The organism is Pedobacter gandavensis, from assembly GCF_032677645.1.
GTDB lineage: Bacteria > Bacteroidota > Bacteroidia > Sphingobacteriales > Sphingobacteriaceae > Pedobacter > Pedobacter gandavensis_A.
Window position 1 is genome coordinate 17146 of record NZ_JAVTSB010000007.1, and the last position, 17272, is coordinate 34417.

A 17272-nucleotide genomic window follows, 5' to 3' on the forward strand; every position below is an offset into this window, starting at 1 on the left:
CAGCGGAAATAAATCATCAGGTAAAACCTCCGGGAAACAAAAAAGGAGCTGCCGGCAAGACAACTCCTTTTTTAAAGTATAAATCAGCTCCTTAGAACCTGTAGTTTAATGTAGCTACAAATTGTCTTGGAGGGATTGGATTCACACTGTAATTCTCGTGTACAAAATAGTTCAGCTCATTAGTGATGTTCGCTATTTTAGTTAACAGAGATAGTTTTTTCCATTGGTAACCAGCAGAAAGGTCAAAGGTAGTGAAGGCTTTTAAAGGAATAATTCCAGTAGAAGTTCCTGATTTGTTGGTATTTCTACCACCATTACGGTCGCCTGTATAATAAGCAGAAGCACCTAGTTTCAAACCTTTCAGGTTGCCATTCTGGAGCGTATAGAATAGAGATCCGTTAGCGGTGTTTTTAGTGGTACCTACTAAGCGTTCGCCTTCAATGATGCCACCAGGTACTACTTTATTGTCAGCAGTTTTAGAGGGTTCACGGGTATGTGTATAACGCATATAGTTATAACTGTAACCGGCAAGGAAATTTAATCCTTCTACGATTGTTCCCGTAATGTCCAGTTCCACACCATCACTGGCTGTTTTACCGGTAAATTCTTTTAGGTTAGTATCACCATTGATACTGCCATCAGGTTTAAATTCCGCAGTTTGCGCGAATTTATTGTTGTTGATTCTATACACCGTCAGGTTAGCTGTTAAACGACCACCAAGGAAGTCATTTTTAATGCCAGCTTCATACTGATCAATGATCGAAGGATCCATCGGTGCATTTGTAGTGATATCTAATCCGGCATTTGAAGTGAAGTTATTGGCATAACTCACATAAATTGAAGTCGTTTTGAATGGCTCATAGATGAAACCTAATTTAGGAGAAAAAGCACTTTCTGTTTTAGATTTCTCAATACCATTGGGCGAGATCGTTTGTAAACCTGTAGCATAGGTTGTAACCACAGATCTTGGTGTTTTCTGGAAGCTATAACGTAAACCGGCCAATACTTTAAACTGATCTGTTAAAGCGATTAAATCCTGTATAAAACCACCCATTCTATAAATCGGAGTTTTAGTGTCAGAAATTAATGGCGTTTCCGGCATATTAAAGTTAGAAGGTATGTTAAAGCTGGCTGGATCCAGAATGTTTACCTGATCATAATATTTAGCTTTTGTATCGTCCGGAGTAATTAAGTTATTAGGAACACTATAACCATAAGCTTTAGTAATCGATTGATCTGCATCAGCGCCTACCAATAAAGTATGTGTAATTCCGGCCGTTTTAAATGAACCGCTTAAGTTGATTTGTTGGTTATAAGTTTGCTCATCTGTTTTAGAACGCGTTAATGCACGGTACCATACACCAGTAGCTAATGCTGCAGGGCGTTCAGAAGAGAAGTAATTTCTGTCGTAAGATTGCAAAGAGGCAACTACGTTTAATTTCCAGTTGTCGTTAAACTTGTGGGTAATATTTGCTTGTGCAGTAGTGGTATTTGTTTTGTTATAGGCCCAACGGGTATTTAAAAACATGCTTCTGTTGATGTTTCCAGGCAATTGGTTCCCAACGGTACCAACCCCGAAATCCGGTGTGAAATCACTTTTCAGGTAATCTCCCTGAAGCAAGATTTCCGTTTTATCACTTAGTTTATATAATAGTGACGGATTTACATAAACGCGGTTAGAAGTAACATGGTCTCTGAAACTACCGGCATCTTCGTAAGTACCAATCATACGGAAAGCAAGGTCTTTAGTAATCGGGCCATAAATATCAGCTGTAGGCTTATAAAGATCATAGCTGCCAGCACGCATGGATACTTCTCCACCATAGTTGAATTGTGGTTTTTTAGTCACCATGTTCACTACAGCACCACCAGAAACACCACCATATAATAAAGCAGCACTACCTTTTAATACTTCTACGGACTCTAAAGTACTGGTTTCGGGCATGCCACCAGTAGTGGTACGCGCTCCGTTTTTGAATACATTATTGGTTCCTAAGGCATAACCACGGGCATAAAATGTTTCACCACTTACGCCACCACGGTTGGCACCAAAAGCAACACCATTTACATTTTTCAACACGTCGCTTAATCTGCTGGCTTGTTGGTCAGTAATCGTTTGACTGTTGATGATCTGTACGGCCTGAGGAAGATCTTTAGCCGGGATGTTTACTTTACCAAGGCTCACCGGTTTTTTGTTCGGACTGATATTAGCCGCGATAATTACTTCATTTAGTTCAGAAGAGCTTTCGTTCAATGTAAAGTACAACTTCGTGTCCTGACCTTCGATAACGGTTGCGGTTTGAGTTTGCACTTCTAGACCGATGTAAGAAGTCTTTACAGTATATTTTCCTGATTTCAGGTGATTGAAGGTAAAAGTACCATCGTCTTTAGTCAGTGTTTTTCTGTTGTTTTCTACAATTTGTACATTCACGTAGGCAGCAGGTTTCCCATCGCTGGTACTCACTTTTCCACTGATTGTACCTCTTACAGGTGCCGATGCCAGTTGCGCAAAGGAGGTAGTGGTCAATAAGGTAAGCAGCATGAAGCTGAATAATATGTAAAGTTTTTTCATATATAGTTTATTTAGATTAATTCTAGAAAGGCGCAAATGTAAGTGCTGATTCTGACAAGTGCAAGAATTATTTAGATTAATTGTAAATAGACTAAAAAGAGGCCTTAGCGCTATTAAGAATAACGATCGCAGGGATTGCAATAAAGGCCGAAATGGAAGAATAGGGAGGGAAATATAAAAATATTTTCAGTCGGATATAATAAACTGGATAGAAGAGCGTCTTTATATATGAGAGCGTTAATTTAAACGGGGAGGTTTCGGAGGAAACTTCCCCGTTTTACTTTAGAAGCTTATTTTAAATGCCACAGTGGTTATTTTAAACACCAGACATGATAGGTGTCGTCTTTCATTTCTGATCCTTCCACTACCTTTTCGAACCCAGGGAATTTACGTCCCCAATCCTGCAGGCTGCGGATATAGCTTAACCATGGACCATCTGCCGGACCAAAATTCTCACCCGGCATAATGATTGGAATTCCAGGAGGATAAGGGATAACTCCTACCGCAGACGTTCTGCCGGCCAGTTTATCCAGAGGCAATAACTCTACATCACCCGACATCAGTTTTTGGAAACCAACTCTTGGCGTGGTAATCGGTGTTGGCAATTGACTAAATGCTGCCGTTTGCCATTTATCCATGTTGCTTTCTCTCATGTTATGGAACATCTCATCAGCAAGGTCTTTCAATCCCATTTTTCCATAACGATCAGGGTAGTTCGCAGGAAGGTCAGGGATAGTTACCGTTAACGGTGCGTTTTCATCATACAATCTTTTGAACTCTAAAAGCGCATTGATCAAGGTACCCCATTTTCCCTTGGTATTTCCTACGGAGAACAGGCAAAGGACCATGAAATCTGTCGTTCTGGAAGGGATAATACCTTTGGCATATAAGAACGACGACAATACGGCTGCGGGAATTCCCCAGGTACTCAATTTACCATTATCTTCCATTCCCGGGCATAAAATACCGGCTTTAATCGGATCTAACATACACCAGTTTTCGGTCATATGATCGAAACCATGCCAGGCATCACCAGGTTTTAATACCCAGCATTTCGGATCATGACTCAGCAATTCTTTCGGTGCATCTGCAAAATCTATTTCTTTGCCAGTTGCGGGATCAGTTACCGTTGGCGCATTCCAGGAACCAAAGAACCAGTCTTTTTTCTGATGGAAAGCACGTTGTGTACGCGCTAATGCCTGGCGGAAATCTACCGCTTCATCAATTACATCCTGAATCAGAATTTCTCCCTGTGGACCGTCCATCATCGCTGCACCAATTTCATTAGAAGCGATAATCGCGTACAATGGAGAGGTGGTAGATTGTAAAAGGTAAGATTCGTTAAATCGGCTATGCTCAATCGGCCTTCTGCCATTCCTTACATGGATATAAGAAGATTGAGAGAGTGCCGCCAATAATTTATGCGTAGAATGCGTTACAAATATCGTAGGCGCATCTTTTGGATGATCTTCCGCTTTACCGCGTAGGCCAAAACGATCTTTGTATAAAGGGTTAAAACGGGCATAAGCATACCAGGCCTCATCTAAGTGGATCTGGTCTACGGTTGGGGCCAGGATACCTTCCAGCTCTTTAGAATTGTAGCACATCCCATCGTAAGTACTGTTTGTTACTACAGCATACACAGGTCTGTCCTGAACCGCTAAATCTTTAAGCGCGTGGTTTTTTATTTTCGACTGGATCACTTCCGGAGAAAATTCTTTTGCCGGAATCGGGCCGATGATCCCAAAACGGTTACGGGTAGGGATAAAGAAAACCGGAATCGCACTGGTCATGGTTAAGGATTGCTCTATGGATTTATGACAATTTCTATCACATAGCGCGTACTGTCCATCGCTAACTGCCGCGATAAAAACTGCTCTGTTAGAACCGGAAGTTCCATTCAGCATGTTGTAACTTAAATGTGAGCCAAAAACCTTTGCGACATAGGCTTCCGATTCTTTTACCGGTCCTTCATGGTCTAACAGGGAGCCTAATGGTGTTCTTTCGATCCCTGTATCCGTGCGGAAAAGGTTCTCTCCAAAGTAATCAAAAAACACTCTTCCTACTGGAGATTTTGTAAAGGCAATCCCACCCTGATGCCCCGGAGCAGCCCAGGAGTACTCTGCTGAGCTCTCTGTATAGTTGATTAAAGCTTTAGTAAATGGAGGTAATAAGTTTTCAAAATAATGATGAATCGCGATCTCAATCCTGCCACCAAGAAAGGAAGCTGTATCTTCCAGCATCCAGATAAATTCATTAGCCAGGCTCATCGATTCTATAGTGAAAGAATGCTGATCGCCTTTTTCTGCCAATAAAAATACCGGTACAGCAGCATTTCTTTTTCTGATTTCATTCAGTAATGCCGTTCCCTGTTGATGGGTCGCATCGTCATTATCACCTAAAGTCCAGTCCAGCAATACACAGCTGATCGCTGCGTCAGAGATAATCACCGATAGGGCGTCGTCATAAGAAATTGCTTCGATGACCTCAAAATTACGGTCATTCAATTCATTTACCAATGCTCTGACCGCTCTTCCATTGGCTGTATTTAGAATAAGAAGTTCATCATCGATGATCAGAACTTTTCTTTTGTTGAGTTTATTGATACGTTGAATCATAGGTTTTTTATTTAATTAGAATCAAGTGGAAATGCTCCTTTATGGGTACGGTTATAATTGAAGGCGTATAAGGCAGTAGTAATCAGTACAGAAACGAAAGCACCCAGTACAGTAGTAGAATCTGCACTCACGACAGACCAGATACAGTAAAGGAAGGCAACGCCGATAATCGCGATGTAAGCGTTACGTTTTTCGCCAAGGTTACCATGACCAATCAGCATCAATGCCGCACAGGTATAGATATAAGGGATCACGGTAAAGATTACAGTGATCGAAGAAACTACACCGAATTGTTTTGCCGCATTTGGCGAGATGGTTGTCAGCTGAAGAATGGTCATCAGGACACCCACAATAACCAAACCGGCAACCGGGATTCCGTCTTTGTTCACTTTACCAAATATTTTAGGGAATAAACCATCATCAGCGGCTGCTTTTGCCGTTTGTCCGGCCACTAAAGTCCAGCCACCAACAGAACCTAAACAGCCCAGCATGGCGCAGAAGGCGACTACCGCACCGGCAGTTTTTCCTAAGGCCATTGCTACCGCATCGCCGAAAGGTGAAGAGGAAACCTGTAATTCTGCATTGGGAATCATCCCCATAATCGCAGTACTGGATAATATATAAGATACCGCGGCAATTAAGACCCCGCCAACGGTAGCAATAGGCACATTCTTTTTAGGGTTTTCTACTACTCCGGCAACAACCGAAGCGGTTTCTACCCCAATGAATGCCCATAAAGTAATGTTTAACACACTTTGTACGGCACTAAGCGAGCTTTTTCCACTCACATTCCAGGCCTCCATATACGTACTGCTTTTAAACCAGAACCAGCCAAATATAGCCACACCGATAATCGGAATTAAGGCTAAAACGGTGGTCACGGCCTGTACTTTGGTCATTAACCGCGGACCAGAGATGTTGATCAACACAAATCCCCATAGGATTGCAATGGAGCAAATTGCAGCAGGAATCGGTTCTTTTAAGAAAGGAAAGAAGAAACTCAGATAACCTACACCGACCACCACAATGGCGATATTACCTACCCAGGCGGCCACCCAATACAACATATTGGTCTGGTAACCTAGAAAAGGGCCAAAAGCTCTTCTTGCATAAGCATAAGAACCACCCGGGCTATGGTCTATCGAAGAAATCTTCGCATATACTATAGATAGGGCGATTGCACCGACAATGGTGATCAGCCAACCATATATGGCAATACCACCGGTAGCCGCCAGATTTGCAGGCAAGAGGAATACCCCTGAGCCCATGATATTCCCTGCAACCATCAGCATTACAGGGATTAAACCAACTTTTTTATTATTTTCTGCCATAATATTTGAGGATTTAGATAGACCCTATAACAAAGCTATTGATCCAGTTCAACAATTGGGAGTAAGATGTCGGGCAATGCGTTGCAGTTTAGAATGTGGAACATAGTGGCCGGCATACCGGTAGCGCTTTTGTGTATTTTGAGGAATTAAATATATTATGGCGCTGACTGAAAACCGACTGATTAAGCTATCTATTTATCTGACAGGTGTTTTTGCACTTTTTAGCATCTTTTTTGGCTTGCTGACGGATGCCAAGGCTATTATATTTGACGGCCTTTTTAGCCTGATTGGGATGATCCTGTCTATCGCTTCCATCTTCGCCATCCGCTTTATCAGAAAACCAGAAGATCAGGTACTTCCTTATGGAAGAGCGCATTTTGAACCCTTCATTATTCTGATACAATGCCTGGTGATCATCTTCCTCTGCTTATATTCTCTGATTACCGCAACGCTCGATTTTATGCATGGCGGCAGGATTGTAGACCTCGATGTTGCCATTCTGTTCTTAATATTTTCGGCTCTTGGATCATTAGTTATCTGGTTGTATTTCAGGAAACAATCGCGGAAATCAGCTTCTGAATTTGTGCGGATAGAGGCACTGGAATGGCAGTTAGGCGCTTTCCTAAGCGTCGCAATTTTAGTGGGTATGGTGATTGCCTTTGTCCTCGACTGGCTGGGTTTTCATGCTGTGGTTCCTTATGTAGATCCGACACTGGTGATTCTGGCTTCGCTGATTTTTCTGTTTGAGCCGATAAAAACCGGAATCAGGAACCTCAAAGAGTTGCTTTTATTTGCCCCGGATGATGAAGTGGAAAGAACCACCAAGGCATTGGTTCAGGAGATTGTAAAAAGTAAAAACTTCCTTGATGTGAAAAGCCATATCGCTAAAACCGGTAAACACCACCTGATAGAAATTGATTTCCTTTTACCGGAAGGTTATCCATTACACTCTGTAGATGAGCTGGATATCATCCGAGCTGCGGTATATGATGGCATTAAAGATAAAAACAACAACCTATGGCTCACCATTTCATTTACTGCACAAAGGCGTTGGATGATCTGATGAATAACGCTGGATGATTTAATTAACTATATAATAAACGACCAAAACTGTTGATATGATGCGACTTCTTCTTAAACTGACACCTGTATTAATCCTCCTTCAAATGCTGACGATGACGGCTTTTGCGCAAAAAGATTCCCTGACCCGTAAACGCCTGGATAGTCTGGAAGCCCGCTTAAATTACCTCGATATCAGGTTAAAGAAAAACTCTTCACCGCCCAGAACTCAAACCAGAAGTGCGGTGGAATCGGGAAGGTATACCGGAATGGTTATAGCCGACGATGAGAGCGTGGCCCTGCAAATAGGTGGTTTTATCCAGACAGATGCCATCCACGATTTTCACAATAACAACAGCCCTTTAGGCTTTTTATCTTCCGGAATCGATATTCCCAATGCTAAAAAAAGCAATACCACTTATAGTGTCGCCGCCAGTCGTTTTAACCTTAGCGGACAAATTCCGATAGAAGGGAAAGCGCTGAAAACCGTATTGGAGTTTGATCTCTTCAACAGTTCTTTTAGTCCGAACCTCAGAAATGCCTATGCCGAATACGGAAAGGTGCTGGTCGGAATGTACTGGTCTAACTTTATGGATGTAGATGCCTATCCAAATACACTGGATTATAATGGCCCTAATGCCATGACCTCCGGCAGGCAAGTGCAGTTTAGGTTAACGTTGCCTGTCAGTAAAACTACAGAGATAGCATTTGCCCTGGAAGATCCGGCGAGTTTTCTAACCCTGCCAGATCAGTCAGGGTTTAAAGCCCTAAAGCAAATACCTGACATTACCGGTAGTATTCAGTATAGTAAAAATGGAAGTCACCTGCGTTTTGCCTCGGTTTTACACCCGATTGTCTACGAAGATGCGCAGCAGAAAAGAGAAAGTAAGCTTGGCTATGGCTTAAGTGCGAGTGGCGTATTACAACAGCCGGGAAATAAGGATAATTTCGTGTTTCAAGCCACTTATGGTAAGGGAATCAGTAAATACATTAACGACATTGGTCCGGATAATTATGATGGCGTCTATAATCCGGTTACTAAAAACCTGGATGTATTGGCCGTTTGGGGCATATCTGCTTCTTATGATCATTGGTGGGCCGATAAATTTAGCTCTACTGCCGGATGGGGTTATTTGAACCTTGAAAATAAAGAAGTATTTGCAGGTCAGAGTTTTAGGTCTTCTAGCTACGGTATTTTAAATGTGATTTATTACCCAAACAGCTTTATAAAAGGTGGCGTTGAATATTTATATGGCACCAGAAAGAACGTAAACGGCGATTCTGCCAATAATAGCCGCATTCAACTGACGATGCAGTTTAGATTTTAGTTATTCAGTACCTGAGTTATTTGTTAAGAAATTAATTGTTCCTTCGCTTTTATCTTGATAAAAGAGGACGGACTTTACATAGAATTATTCTGATAATAATCCTCTATTTAGGTAATTATTTATTTTAAAATAAATAAAACCTTTTCCCATCAATAATGTACTATAATAAACCTGTATCTCTAAAAACGGAACTTTTGGCTTCTTTTGTAGAGATTCAGGTTGTGAAATTATTAATCGTTTAGCGGAAAAACTTACAAAATCCATTACCTATGGAAAAACATACTCCTCATGCTAACAGGTATCTCCGTCCGGGGTAATTCTCCTGTTGTCCAAAAAACATCCTATCTATCCTTGAAATTCTAAATGCTCATTACATGGTAAATTTTTCCCCGCAAATCGATGATAACGCGTTTGTAAGCGCAGCTTATCTACTTTTTTTCGTTCCAGAAGTCGTAAAACACCCCATTTTTCGATTTATTAATACCCTCAAAAGGAGACTTTCCCCTGAGCCTCAACCAGAGGAACAACACGGGCAACCGATGAAAAAAGACCCTTGTCAGGGGCACCTGCTTTATGGTAGAGATAAGCGTAATGCCTATCTGCAAACCTTAGAAAAAACATTAGCCGATCAACAACCCTTCCTCACCAAAGGCTATTCTATAAAAGACCTTGCAGAAGATACCGGCATCCCTGCGCACCACCTTTCCTGCTTGATTAACAAGGAGTATCAGCTTAATTTCCAGAATTTTATTAACTTTCAGAGAGTGGAATATGTAAAGTCACAAATCCACCAGGAAGAATGGAAACAATTGTCTTTGGAAGGCATGGCCTGGCAAGCCGGATTTACCTCCAGAACTACTTTTTTCAGGGCCTTTATTAAAAACACCGGTAAGGCGCCTTCTTATTATTTAGGTGATGCTCATCATAAGGTCTAATTGAATGAAGTTCAAGATTCTAACGTTTTTATCTATACTATGTACACCGGTTTTATTGAAGGCGCAGGGGGTCGAAATCCCTGTGTCCTCGAAAACCAAGCTTACTTTATCCGGAATGTTGCAAAGTCAGTTCAATTACTCGCTGGACGATAATGTAGACATCAAAGGACTACACCATTCCGGGGAGGAGCATTTTGCGCACAACTCTTTTTCTGTAAAACGAGCCAGGGTACAACTGAATGCAGCCATCAACGACCGCATCAATGCGGTGATCCTGGTCAACTTTGGCGACTTTACCGGAAACCCGCAGAATAAGGTGCTCGAAAACGCTTTTATCAAATATAGTGTCAATGATTATGTGAACTTTCAATTCGGACAGTTCCGCCCACAATTTGGTCAGGAAGATAATTATCCGGTTGATTTTGTCAAATCAATAGACTTTTCTAATCAATATTATTTGTTCGGTGCCAATAGCTGGCAGAGTTTCCAGATTGGTGCAAGTTTCTCCGGTGAAATTAAAGATATCGCCATTCCTATTCAATATTCAATCGGCGTTTTTAACGGAAATAACCGGAATCAGGTCAGCGACAATGACGATGGCAAGATATTTCCTGCCAGAGTCGTGTTAGGTCTAAGCAAAAACACCCATCTGGGTGCCAGTGGTGGTATCGGAAAGAACCTTGGACAAAAGATCTGGGCTTATGGCGTAGATGTAGACTATACCAAAAAGCTGAACGACAGATGGGGGATGAGCTTTGTTTCTGAATACAAACAAGGGATCAACAGTCAGGAGTTCTTTGGACAGGAAACACCAACAGTGCCCATTAGTAAATATGCCATGCGGGGGATTTATGTGCTCCCAAATGTGAGTTACAGTTTTAAAAACACACGCTTAAAAGACCTGGAATTTGCCTTTCGCTACGAATATCTGGATGCAGATTTCAGACTGGCAGGAAATTCCAGGGAAACTTATATCCCTATGCTCAGTGCTTCTTTTGCCGAAGCTTATGCCATCCGTGTACAAGTTGGACTGCAAATGGACCGTTACGAAAGAAATATACCCAACACCACACAATACAATACCAATCGGGTGATCTGTCAGGTGCAAGCCCGTTTTTAATCAGATGTTAGCCTGTCTCCAAGGAACCAGGCTTGTTTAAAATAGTATAAACCAAACTATGCAAGAAATAAACTACAAAACGCTGCTGATTACCCTGGTATTCGGGGCAATTATCTGGTTTATCCCCGAGCCCGAAGGGGTTAAGGCGGAAGCATGGCACCTCCTGGCCATTTTCCTCGCCACCATTCTGGGGATTATTCTCAAAGCCGCTTCCATGGGTACCATGTCCATGATCGCGATTGCTTCGGTAGCCGTATCCGGTGTGCTCGCCCCTGGTGATCCCGGAAAGGCAATATCTCTGGCTTTAAGTAGCTTCGGTGATAAGGTAATCTGGTTAATCGGTATCTCCTTTTTTATCGCACGTGGCTTTATCAAAACCGGACTGGGCAGTAGAATCGCTTACCTTTTTATCCGCGTATTTGGGCGCAGTTCCCTGGGATTGGGCTACGGACTAGGGCTGGCAGATTTAGTACTCGCACCAGCAATTCCCAGCAATACCGCCCGTGGTGGGGGTATTATTTACCCGATCATGAAAGCAATGGCCATCAACTTCGGCTCTTTTCCTGATAAAGAAGAAACACACCGAAAACTGGGCGCTTACCTGAGTCTGAGCAGTTATAATGTCAACCTGATCACTTCTTCCATGTTTCTTACCGGCACCGCCAGTAATCCGATGTGTCAGAAGTTTGCTGCGGATCTGGGCATTCATATTACCTGGATGTCATGGATGTGGGCAGCGATTGTTCCCGGCATCATTTCCCTGCTGGTGATCCCCTATGTACTCTATAAAATTTATCCGCCGGAGATAAAAGCCACACATGGCGCCACCAAAATGGCCACAGATAAGCTGAAAGAAATGGGTGCTGTTTCTACCAATGAATGGCTGATGTTAACCGCTTTTGTGCTGCTCCTGGTCTTGTGGGTAAGCGGCGACTTTTTCAAGATCGATGCCACAACCACCGCCTTTATCGGACTGGTATTTCTATTGCTTTCCAGAGTACTCACCTGGGAAGATGTGAAAAGTGAAAAAGGAGCCTGGGACACGATTGTCTGGTTCTCCGCATTGGTGATGATGGGCAGCGCGCTAAATACCCTCGGATTAATTCCATGGCTGAGTAACCTGGTGAAAGACCAGATTGGTGGCTTAAGCTGGACACTGGCCTTTCCCATTATCATACTGGTCTATTTTTACAGTCATTACCTTTTTGCCAGTGCAACCGCACATGTCGCGTCCATGTATGCGGCATTATTAGGCGTAGGGGTGATTATCGGTATTCCGCCAATGTTGCTCGCTTTGGCACTGGGTTTCTGTGGTGGTATTTTCGGCACCTTAACCCATTATGGACATGGGCCCGCCCCCGTATTTTTTGGAAGTACTTATGTAGATGTCAAAGATTGGTGGTCCAGAGGATTTATCCTCAGCATCATTTTCCTGATCATCTGGATGGGAATCGGTGGGGTTTGGTGGAAAGTAATCGGTGTATTTTAATTTAAAGCTATGGATAGAAAAACAAATACCTCTACGCTGATGCGTAAAACATTGATGGCTTTAACGGGCTTATTCCTCTGTTTCTTTCTGGTGATTCATTTGCTGGGGAACCTGCAATTGTTACTCCCTCCCGAACAGGCAAAAGGAAGCTTTAACGGTTATTCGCAACTGCTTTCCGGCAATATTTTCATTAAAATCATTTCATATGTATTGTATGCCTGTATCATCATACATGGTATTGATGCCCTGGTGATCAGCCTGAAGAATCAAAAAACTGCCGGTAAATATGCCGTAGACGGAAGAGCGGCCACCAGTAAATGGTATTCCCGAAATATGGGGATTCTGGGAACGCTGATTCTGATCTTTCTGGTGTTCCACTTCAAAGATTTTTGGTACCAATACAAGTTTGGAACCCTGCCAATGGATGCGGATGGCCATAAAGATTTATACACGATTGTCATCGCTGCTTACCAGGACTGGTGGTATGTGTTGTTCTACGTGCTCTCTATGTTTGCACTGGGCTATCACCTGCTGCACGGCTTTTTCTCTGCCGCCCGTTCCCTGGGCCTTTATCATCCTAAATATGTTATTTGGGTAAGGAATTTTGGAAAGGTTTACAGCTACGCGATTACGTTCGGCTTCGCAATTATCCCTGTTTATATTTATTTAACCCAGCATGTGGTATGGAATTAAACGCAAAAATCCCGCCGGGCCCCTTAAAAGACAAGTGGAGCTTTTATAAAGACCATGCCCGTCTGGTGAACCCCGCCAATAGAAAGAAAATGGATGTGATTGTGGTTGGTACCGGACTTTCCGGAAGTGCTGCCGCCGCATCTTTAGGAGAAATGGGCTACAATGTGAAATCATTCTGCTTCCAGGATTCCGCAAGAAGAGCGCATTCTGTTGCCGCACAAGGTGGCGTCAATGCCATGAAAAACTATAAAAATGATGGCGATAGCGTGTATCGCATGTTCTATGATACCATTAAAGGAGGCGATTTTCGCTCCAGAGAAGCCAATGTGTACCGCCTGGCAGAATGTTCGGCACAGCTGATCGATCAGGCCGTTGCCCAGGGTGTACCTTTTGGCCGCGAATATGGCGGATACTTGAACAACCGTTCTTTTGGTGGCGTACAGGTCAGCCGTACTTTTTATGCCAGAGGACAAACCGGACAACAACTATTACTGGGTGCCTATCAGGTACTCATGAGACAGGTAGCCGCCAAAACGGTCACCTTATATACCAGGCATGAAATGTTGGATCTGGTCATCGTAGACGGCAAGGCGAGAGGGGTTATCGTGAGAAATCTCGATACCGGTGAGATCGAAAAACATAGCGCACATACCGTGATTCTGGCCACCGGAGGCTTCGGAAAGATTTACTATTTGTCTACCCTGGCGATGGGTTGCAATGCTTCTGCCATCTGGCGGGCCCATAAAAAAGGAGCCTTTATGGCTTGTCCAAGCTGGACACAGGTGCATCCAACCTCTTTACCGCAATCCGGAAGTTACCAGAGCAAGCTGACCTTAATGTCCGAATCTTTAAGGAATGACGGTCGGATCTGGGTGCCTTTGCAAAATCCTGAAAACAGAAAACCCAATGATATTCCCGAAACAGAAAGAGATTACTATCTGGAACGTCGGTATCCTGCTTTTGGAAACCTTGCGCCAAGGGATATTTCTTCCCGCGCAGCAAAGGAGCGTATTGATGCCGGTTTTGGCGTAGGTCCACAGCTCAATGCCGTTTACCTTGATTTTTCAAAAGCGATCAAAGAACAGGGAAAAGATAAGATTAAAGAGAAGTACGGAAACCTGTTCGATATGTACCGTAAAATCACGGATATTGATGCGTATGCAGAACCCATGATGATTTCCCCTGCCGCACACTTTTCTATGGGCGGTTTATGGGTAGATTATACACTGATGACCACCATTCCTGGCTTATTTGCTCTGGGAGAAGCCAATTTTGCTGATCATGGCGCCAATAGATTGGGTGCCAATTCCTTGTTGCAAGCCTGTGTGGATGGTTATTTTATCGCACCCTATGTGGTATCTGATTACCTGGCCGGAGAAATCAAATCTGCCAGACTAACCACGGAAGAACAGGAGTTTGTGGATGCCGAAGTCGGAGTAAGGGCACACCTGGGTAAACTACTTGCTATTAACGGGACTAAAACCGCTGATCACTACCATAAAATATTAGGAAAACTTCTTTACGACTATTGTGGTTTATCAAGAAGTAAGGATGGGTTAACAAAAGCAATTCAGGAAATCAAAATCCTGCGTGCAGACTTCTACCAAAATTTAAAAGTACCAGGAACCGAAGAAGAAATGAACGGGGAACTGGAAAAAGCAGGCCGCATCAGCGACTATCTGGAGATTGCAGAACTGATGTGTCAGGATGCTTTAACCAGAGATGAATCATGTGGTGCCCATTTCAGGGAAGAGTATCAGACTCCGGAAGGAGAGGCTTTACGAAACGACGAGAAATATTGTTTTGTATCCGCCTGGGAATATCAGGGACCCGATCAGGAAGAAAAACTGATTCCCGAACCCCTGCATTTTGAGAATGTAGAATTAACGGTAAGGAGTTACAAATAATACAGCGGTTATGAAGATCTATTTAAAAATATGGCGACAAAGTGATGCCGGTACTCCGGGGAAATTAGTCGATTATGAATTGGATAATGTGATTCCACACATGTCCTTTCTGGAAATGATGGACACGCTAAACGAACAACTGATTCTAAGTGGCGACCGCCCGGTGGAGTTCGACCATGATTGCAGGGAAGGGATTTGCGGACAATGCGGGATGATGATTAACGGTCGTGCACATGGCCCGATTAAGCATTTAACCACTTGTCAGTTGCACATGAGGGAGTTTAAAGATGGAGATACCATTTATATAGAACCTTTTAGAGGAGCTGCATTTCCGGTTAAAAGAGATTTAAGGGTAGACCGTTCTGCTTTCGACCGCATCATCCAGGCCGGAGGTTTTGTATCGGTAAACACCGGACAAGCGCCCGAAGCCAATGGCATCCCCATCACGCATGAACAAGCAGAATCGGCTTTCGATAGTGCCGCATGTATTGGTTGCGGTGCCTGCGTAGCCACCTGCAAAAATTCCAGTGCTGCCTTATTCACTTCTGCTAAGATCGCACACCTGGTGAAACTGCCCCAGGGAAAGTTAGAATCCCAAAAACGGGTCTTATCCATGGTGGCACAGATGGATCTCGAGGATTTTGGCCATTGTACAAATACCGAAGCCTGTGAAGTGGAATGTCCGCAAAGTATTTCCGTCCTCAATATCGCCAGAATGAATTGGGAATATACCCTCAGTAAAGTTTTAAAAAAGTAATATGTTTAAAGAGATACATACCTATAAAAGTTACGTCCTCCTTTGTGGCCTCATGGTTTGGGGTATCGGGGCAAACGCACAGAATACCAGTTTGGAAGATTGTTTTAACCTCGCACAGCAAAACAACCTGATGCTGAGGCAGGCGAAATCTTCCCTGGCTTCCGGAGAAGCAAATCTCAAAGCAGAGAAGAAAAGTTACCTGCCGAAGGTGGATTTACTATCCAGCTATACCTATCTGAGCAGCCCTTTGACGATAAACTTACAGCAGACCAGGGATGGTGTGGTGAACGGTTCTTCGCAGCAAAGTGTCAATACAGCCAATGAGATATACAAAGAAATCACCGGAAACCCGCTGTCACAATCGGTGCAAGACCGCATTTACAATACTTCTAAAAATGTGATCGGTGCCATTTACCCGGATTACAACCCTAGCCTGAGCAGACAGTCTTATTTTGTAGCTGGAGTAGGTTTTAGACAACCGATATTTTTGGGCTATAAACTGGATGCTGCGGGAAACCTAGCAGAATCATTGGTAAAGTCGGCAGATATTAATGTAGACCTGGTGGGGAAGGAAGTAGAATTCCTCATTTCTTTACAGTACCTGCGGATTTTATTCCTGAATACCTTGCTGCGCGAACAGCAAACCATGGTAACGGCACTGACTAAAAACAAGAACTATGCACAGGAACTGGTGAAGAACGAAATCCTTGCCCCATACCAGAAAAGCTGGACAAATGTTGTCTTGATTCAGGCAGAAAGCCAGTTCAACAACATTAAACTAGAGCAGGAGAATGCGAAAGTAGAACTGAATAAACTGCTGGGCGTTCCATTAGATTCCAATATTGTGATCGCGGATACGCTAAAATACCAACATATAGTACCAGCAGCACCAAAAGAAGATTACTGGGTAAGCAACCCGATTTACAGACTCGCGGGAAGTAAAATCAACTATGCGAAAACCGCAGAGAAGATCAGCAAGTCCTTTTCTTTACCTAATATTTTTGCCATTGGTAATTATAACCTTTACCAGAAAGACCTTCCGGTAACTATGCCGGATTGGTTTATCGGCGTAGAAATGCAATGGAGCTTATTCAACGGACAAACGCGTAAACGCACACAAGCTGCCAGAAAATTGGTAGAAGAGGCAAAACTTGGTGAGCAAAGCGCTGGATTGGCCTTACAGGTGCAGTCAACAGTGGCCAGAAACAAAATGAAGTCGCTGCAAAATGATGTGAATGCCTTAGACAACGCCCGCAAGGAAGCCCATACCACCAGCAAGCTCATTGGCGAAAGGATGAAAAACCAGCTTTCTTCTCCTAAAGATGTGAATGATGCCTTATTGGTAGAAACAGAAATCGACAAAGGCTACCATACTGCCGTTTTTGGCTATTATCTGGCCGTTGCTGCTTACTTTAATAGTATTGGAACGCCCAAAGAACTGGCACAATACCTTAAATAAATTA

Annotated in this window: 12 protein-coding genes; 9 read left to right on the forward strand and 3 right to left on the reverse strand. The window is 43.2% G+C overall.

Annotation, left to right across the window (positions count from 1 at the left end; genetic code table 11):
- Positions 1–91: 91 nt before the first annotated feature.
- The 3 genes from R2Q66_RS12500 to adiC all read right to left on the reverse strand — a co-directional run bounded on the left by R2Q66_RS12500 (position 92) and on the right by adiC (position 6521).
- Complete coding sequence (locus tag R2Q66_RS12500; RefSeq protein ID WP_316749416.1) at positions 92–2572, reverse strand: TonB-dependent receptor; 2481 nt, start codon at positions 2570–2572, stop codon at positions 92–94.
- Between the two features lie 311 nt (positions 2573–2883).
- Entirely contained in the window at positions 2884–5190 is a 2307-nt protein-coding gene (locus R2Q66_RS12505; protein WP_316749418.1) for an Orn/Lys/Arg decarboxylase N-terminal domain-containing protein, read from the reverse strand.
- A gap of 11 nt (positions 5191–5201) precedes the next feature.
- Positions 5202–6521, reverse strand: a complete 1320-nt coding sequence (gene adiC / locus R2Q66_RS12510; protein ID WP_316749420.1) for an arginine/agmatine antiporter — start codon at positions 6519–6521, stop codon at positions 5202–5204.
- Between the two features lie 157 nt (positions 6522–6678).
- Between adiC and R2Q66_RS12515 the strand changes: the two genes are divergently transcribed.
- The 9 genes from R2Q66_RS12515 to R2Q66_RS12555 all read left to right on the forward strand — a co-directional run bounded on the left by R2Q66_RS12515 (position 6679) and on the right by R2Q66_RS12555 (position 17268).
- Positions 6679–7584 (forward strand): cation diffusion facilitator family transporter, encoded by a 906-nt coding sequence (locus R2Q66_RS12515; protein WP_316749422.1) that lies wholly within the window; start codon positions 6679–6681, stop codon positions 7582–7584.
- Between the two features lie 55 nt (positions 7585–7639).
- Positions 7640–8908, forward strand: coding sequence for a DcaP family trimeric outer membrane transporter (locus R2Q66_RS12520; protein ID WP_316749424.1), 1269 nt, complete (start codon positions 7640–7642; stop codon positions 8906–8908).
- A 539-nt stretch (positions 8909–9447) separates the two neighbouring features.
- Positions 9448–9843: a helix-turn-helix domain-containing protein gene (locus tag R2Q66_RS12525; protein WP_316749426.1), complete on the forward strand. Its 396-nt coding sequence runs from the start codon at positions 9448–9450 to the stop codon at positions 9841–9843.
- A gap of 4 nt (positions 9844–9847) precedes the next feature.
- Positions 9848–10963: a porin gene (locus R2Q66_RS12530; RefSeq protein ID WP_316749428.1), complete on the forward strand. Its 1116-nt coding sequence runs from the start codon at positions 9848–9850 to the stop codon at positions 10961–10963.
- Positions 10964–11021: 58 nt separating this feature from the next.
- Entirely contained in the window at positions 11022–12452 is a 1431-nt protein-coding gene (locus R2Q66_RS12535) for an anion permease (protein ID WP_316749431.1), read from the forward strand.
- Positions 12453–12461: 9 nt separating this feature from the next.
- Complete coding sequence (locus R2Q66_RS12540; protein WP_316749433.1) at positions 12462–13145, forward strand: succinate dehydrogenase cytochrome b subunit; 684 nt, start codon at positions 12462–12464, stop codon at positions 13143–13145.
- Positions 13136–15052, forward strand: coding sequence for a fumarate reductase/succinate dehydrogenase flavoprotein subunit (locus tag R2Q66_RS12545; RefSeq protein ID WP_316749436.1), 1917 nt, complete (start codon positions 13136–13138; stop codon positions 15050–15052). Before R2Q66_RS12540 ends, R2Q66_RS12545 begins: the two co-directional genes overlap by 10 nt.
- A gap of 10 nt (positions 15053–15062) precedes the next feature.
- Positions 15063–15809: a succinate dehydrogenase/fumarate reductase iron-sulfur subunit gene (locus tag R2Q66_RS12550; RefSeq protein WP_316749438.1), complete on the forward strand. Its 747-nt coding sequence runs from the start codon at positions 15063–15065 to the stop codon at positions 15807–15809.
- Between the two features lies 1 nt (position 15810).
- Positions 15811–17268: a TolC family protein gene (locus R2Q66_RS12555; protein WP_316749440.1), complete on the forward strand. Its 1458-nt coding sequence runs from the start codon at positions 15811–15813 to the stop codon at positions 17266–17268.
- The last annotated feature ends 4 nt before the right edge of the window (positions 17269–17272 follow it).

Excerpts from the sequence above, each read along its gene's own strand:
- R2Q66_RS12500 (WP_316749416.1), bottom strand. The coding sequence starts at position 2,572 with ATGAAAAAACTTTACATATTATTCAGCTTCATGCTGCTTACCTTATTG.
- R2Q66_RS12505 (WP_316749418.1), bottom strand. The coding sequence starts at position 5,190 with ATGATTCAACGTATCAATAAACTCAACAAAAGAAAAGTTCTGATCATC.
- adiC (WP_316749420.1), bottom strand. The coding sequence starts at position 6,521 with ATGGCAGAAAATAATAAAAAAGTTGGTTTAATCCCTGTAATGCTGATG.
- R2Q66_RS12515 (WP_316749422.1), top strand. The coding sequence starts at position 6,679 with ATGGCGCTGACTGAAAACCGACTGATTAAGCTATCTATTTATCTGACA.
- R2Q66_RS12520 (WP_316749424.1), top strand. The coding sequence starts at position 7,640 with ATGATGCGACTTCTTCTTAAACTGACACCTGTATTAATCCTCCTTCAA.
- R2Q66_RS12525 (WP_316749426.1), top strand. The coding sequence starts at position 9,448 with ATGAAAAAAGACCCTTGTCAGGGGCACCTGCTTTATGGTAGAGATAAG.
- R2Q66_RS12530 (WP_316749428.1), top strand. The coding sequence starts at position 9,848 with ATGAAGTTCAAGATTCTAACGTTTTTATCTATACTATGTACACCGGTT.
- R2Q66_RS12535 (WP_316749431.1), top strand. The coding sequence starts at position 11,022 with ATGCAAGAAATAAACTACAAAACGCTGCTGATTACCCTGGTATTCGGG.
- R2Q66_RS12540 (WP_316749433.1), top strand. The coding sequence starts at position 12,462 with ATGGATAGAAAAACAAATACCTCTACGCTGATGCGTAAAACATTGATG.
- R2Q66_RS12545 (WP_316749436.1), top strand. The coding sequence starts at position 13,136 with ATGGAATTAAACGCAAAAATCCCGCCGGGCCCCTTAAAAGACAAGTGG.
- R2Q66_RS12550 (WP_316749438.1), top strand. The coding sequence starts at position 15,063 with ATGAAGATCTATTTAAAAATATGGCGACAAAGTGATGCCGGTACTCCG.
- R2Q66_RS12555 (WP_316749440.1), top strand. The coding sequence starts at position 15,811 with ATGTTTAAAGAGATACATACCTATAAAAGTTACGTCCTCCTTTGTGGC.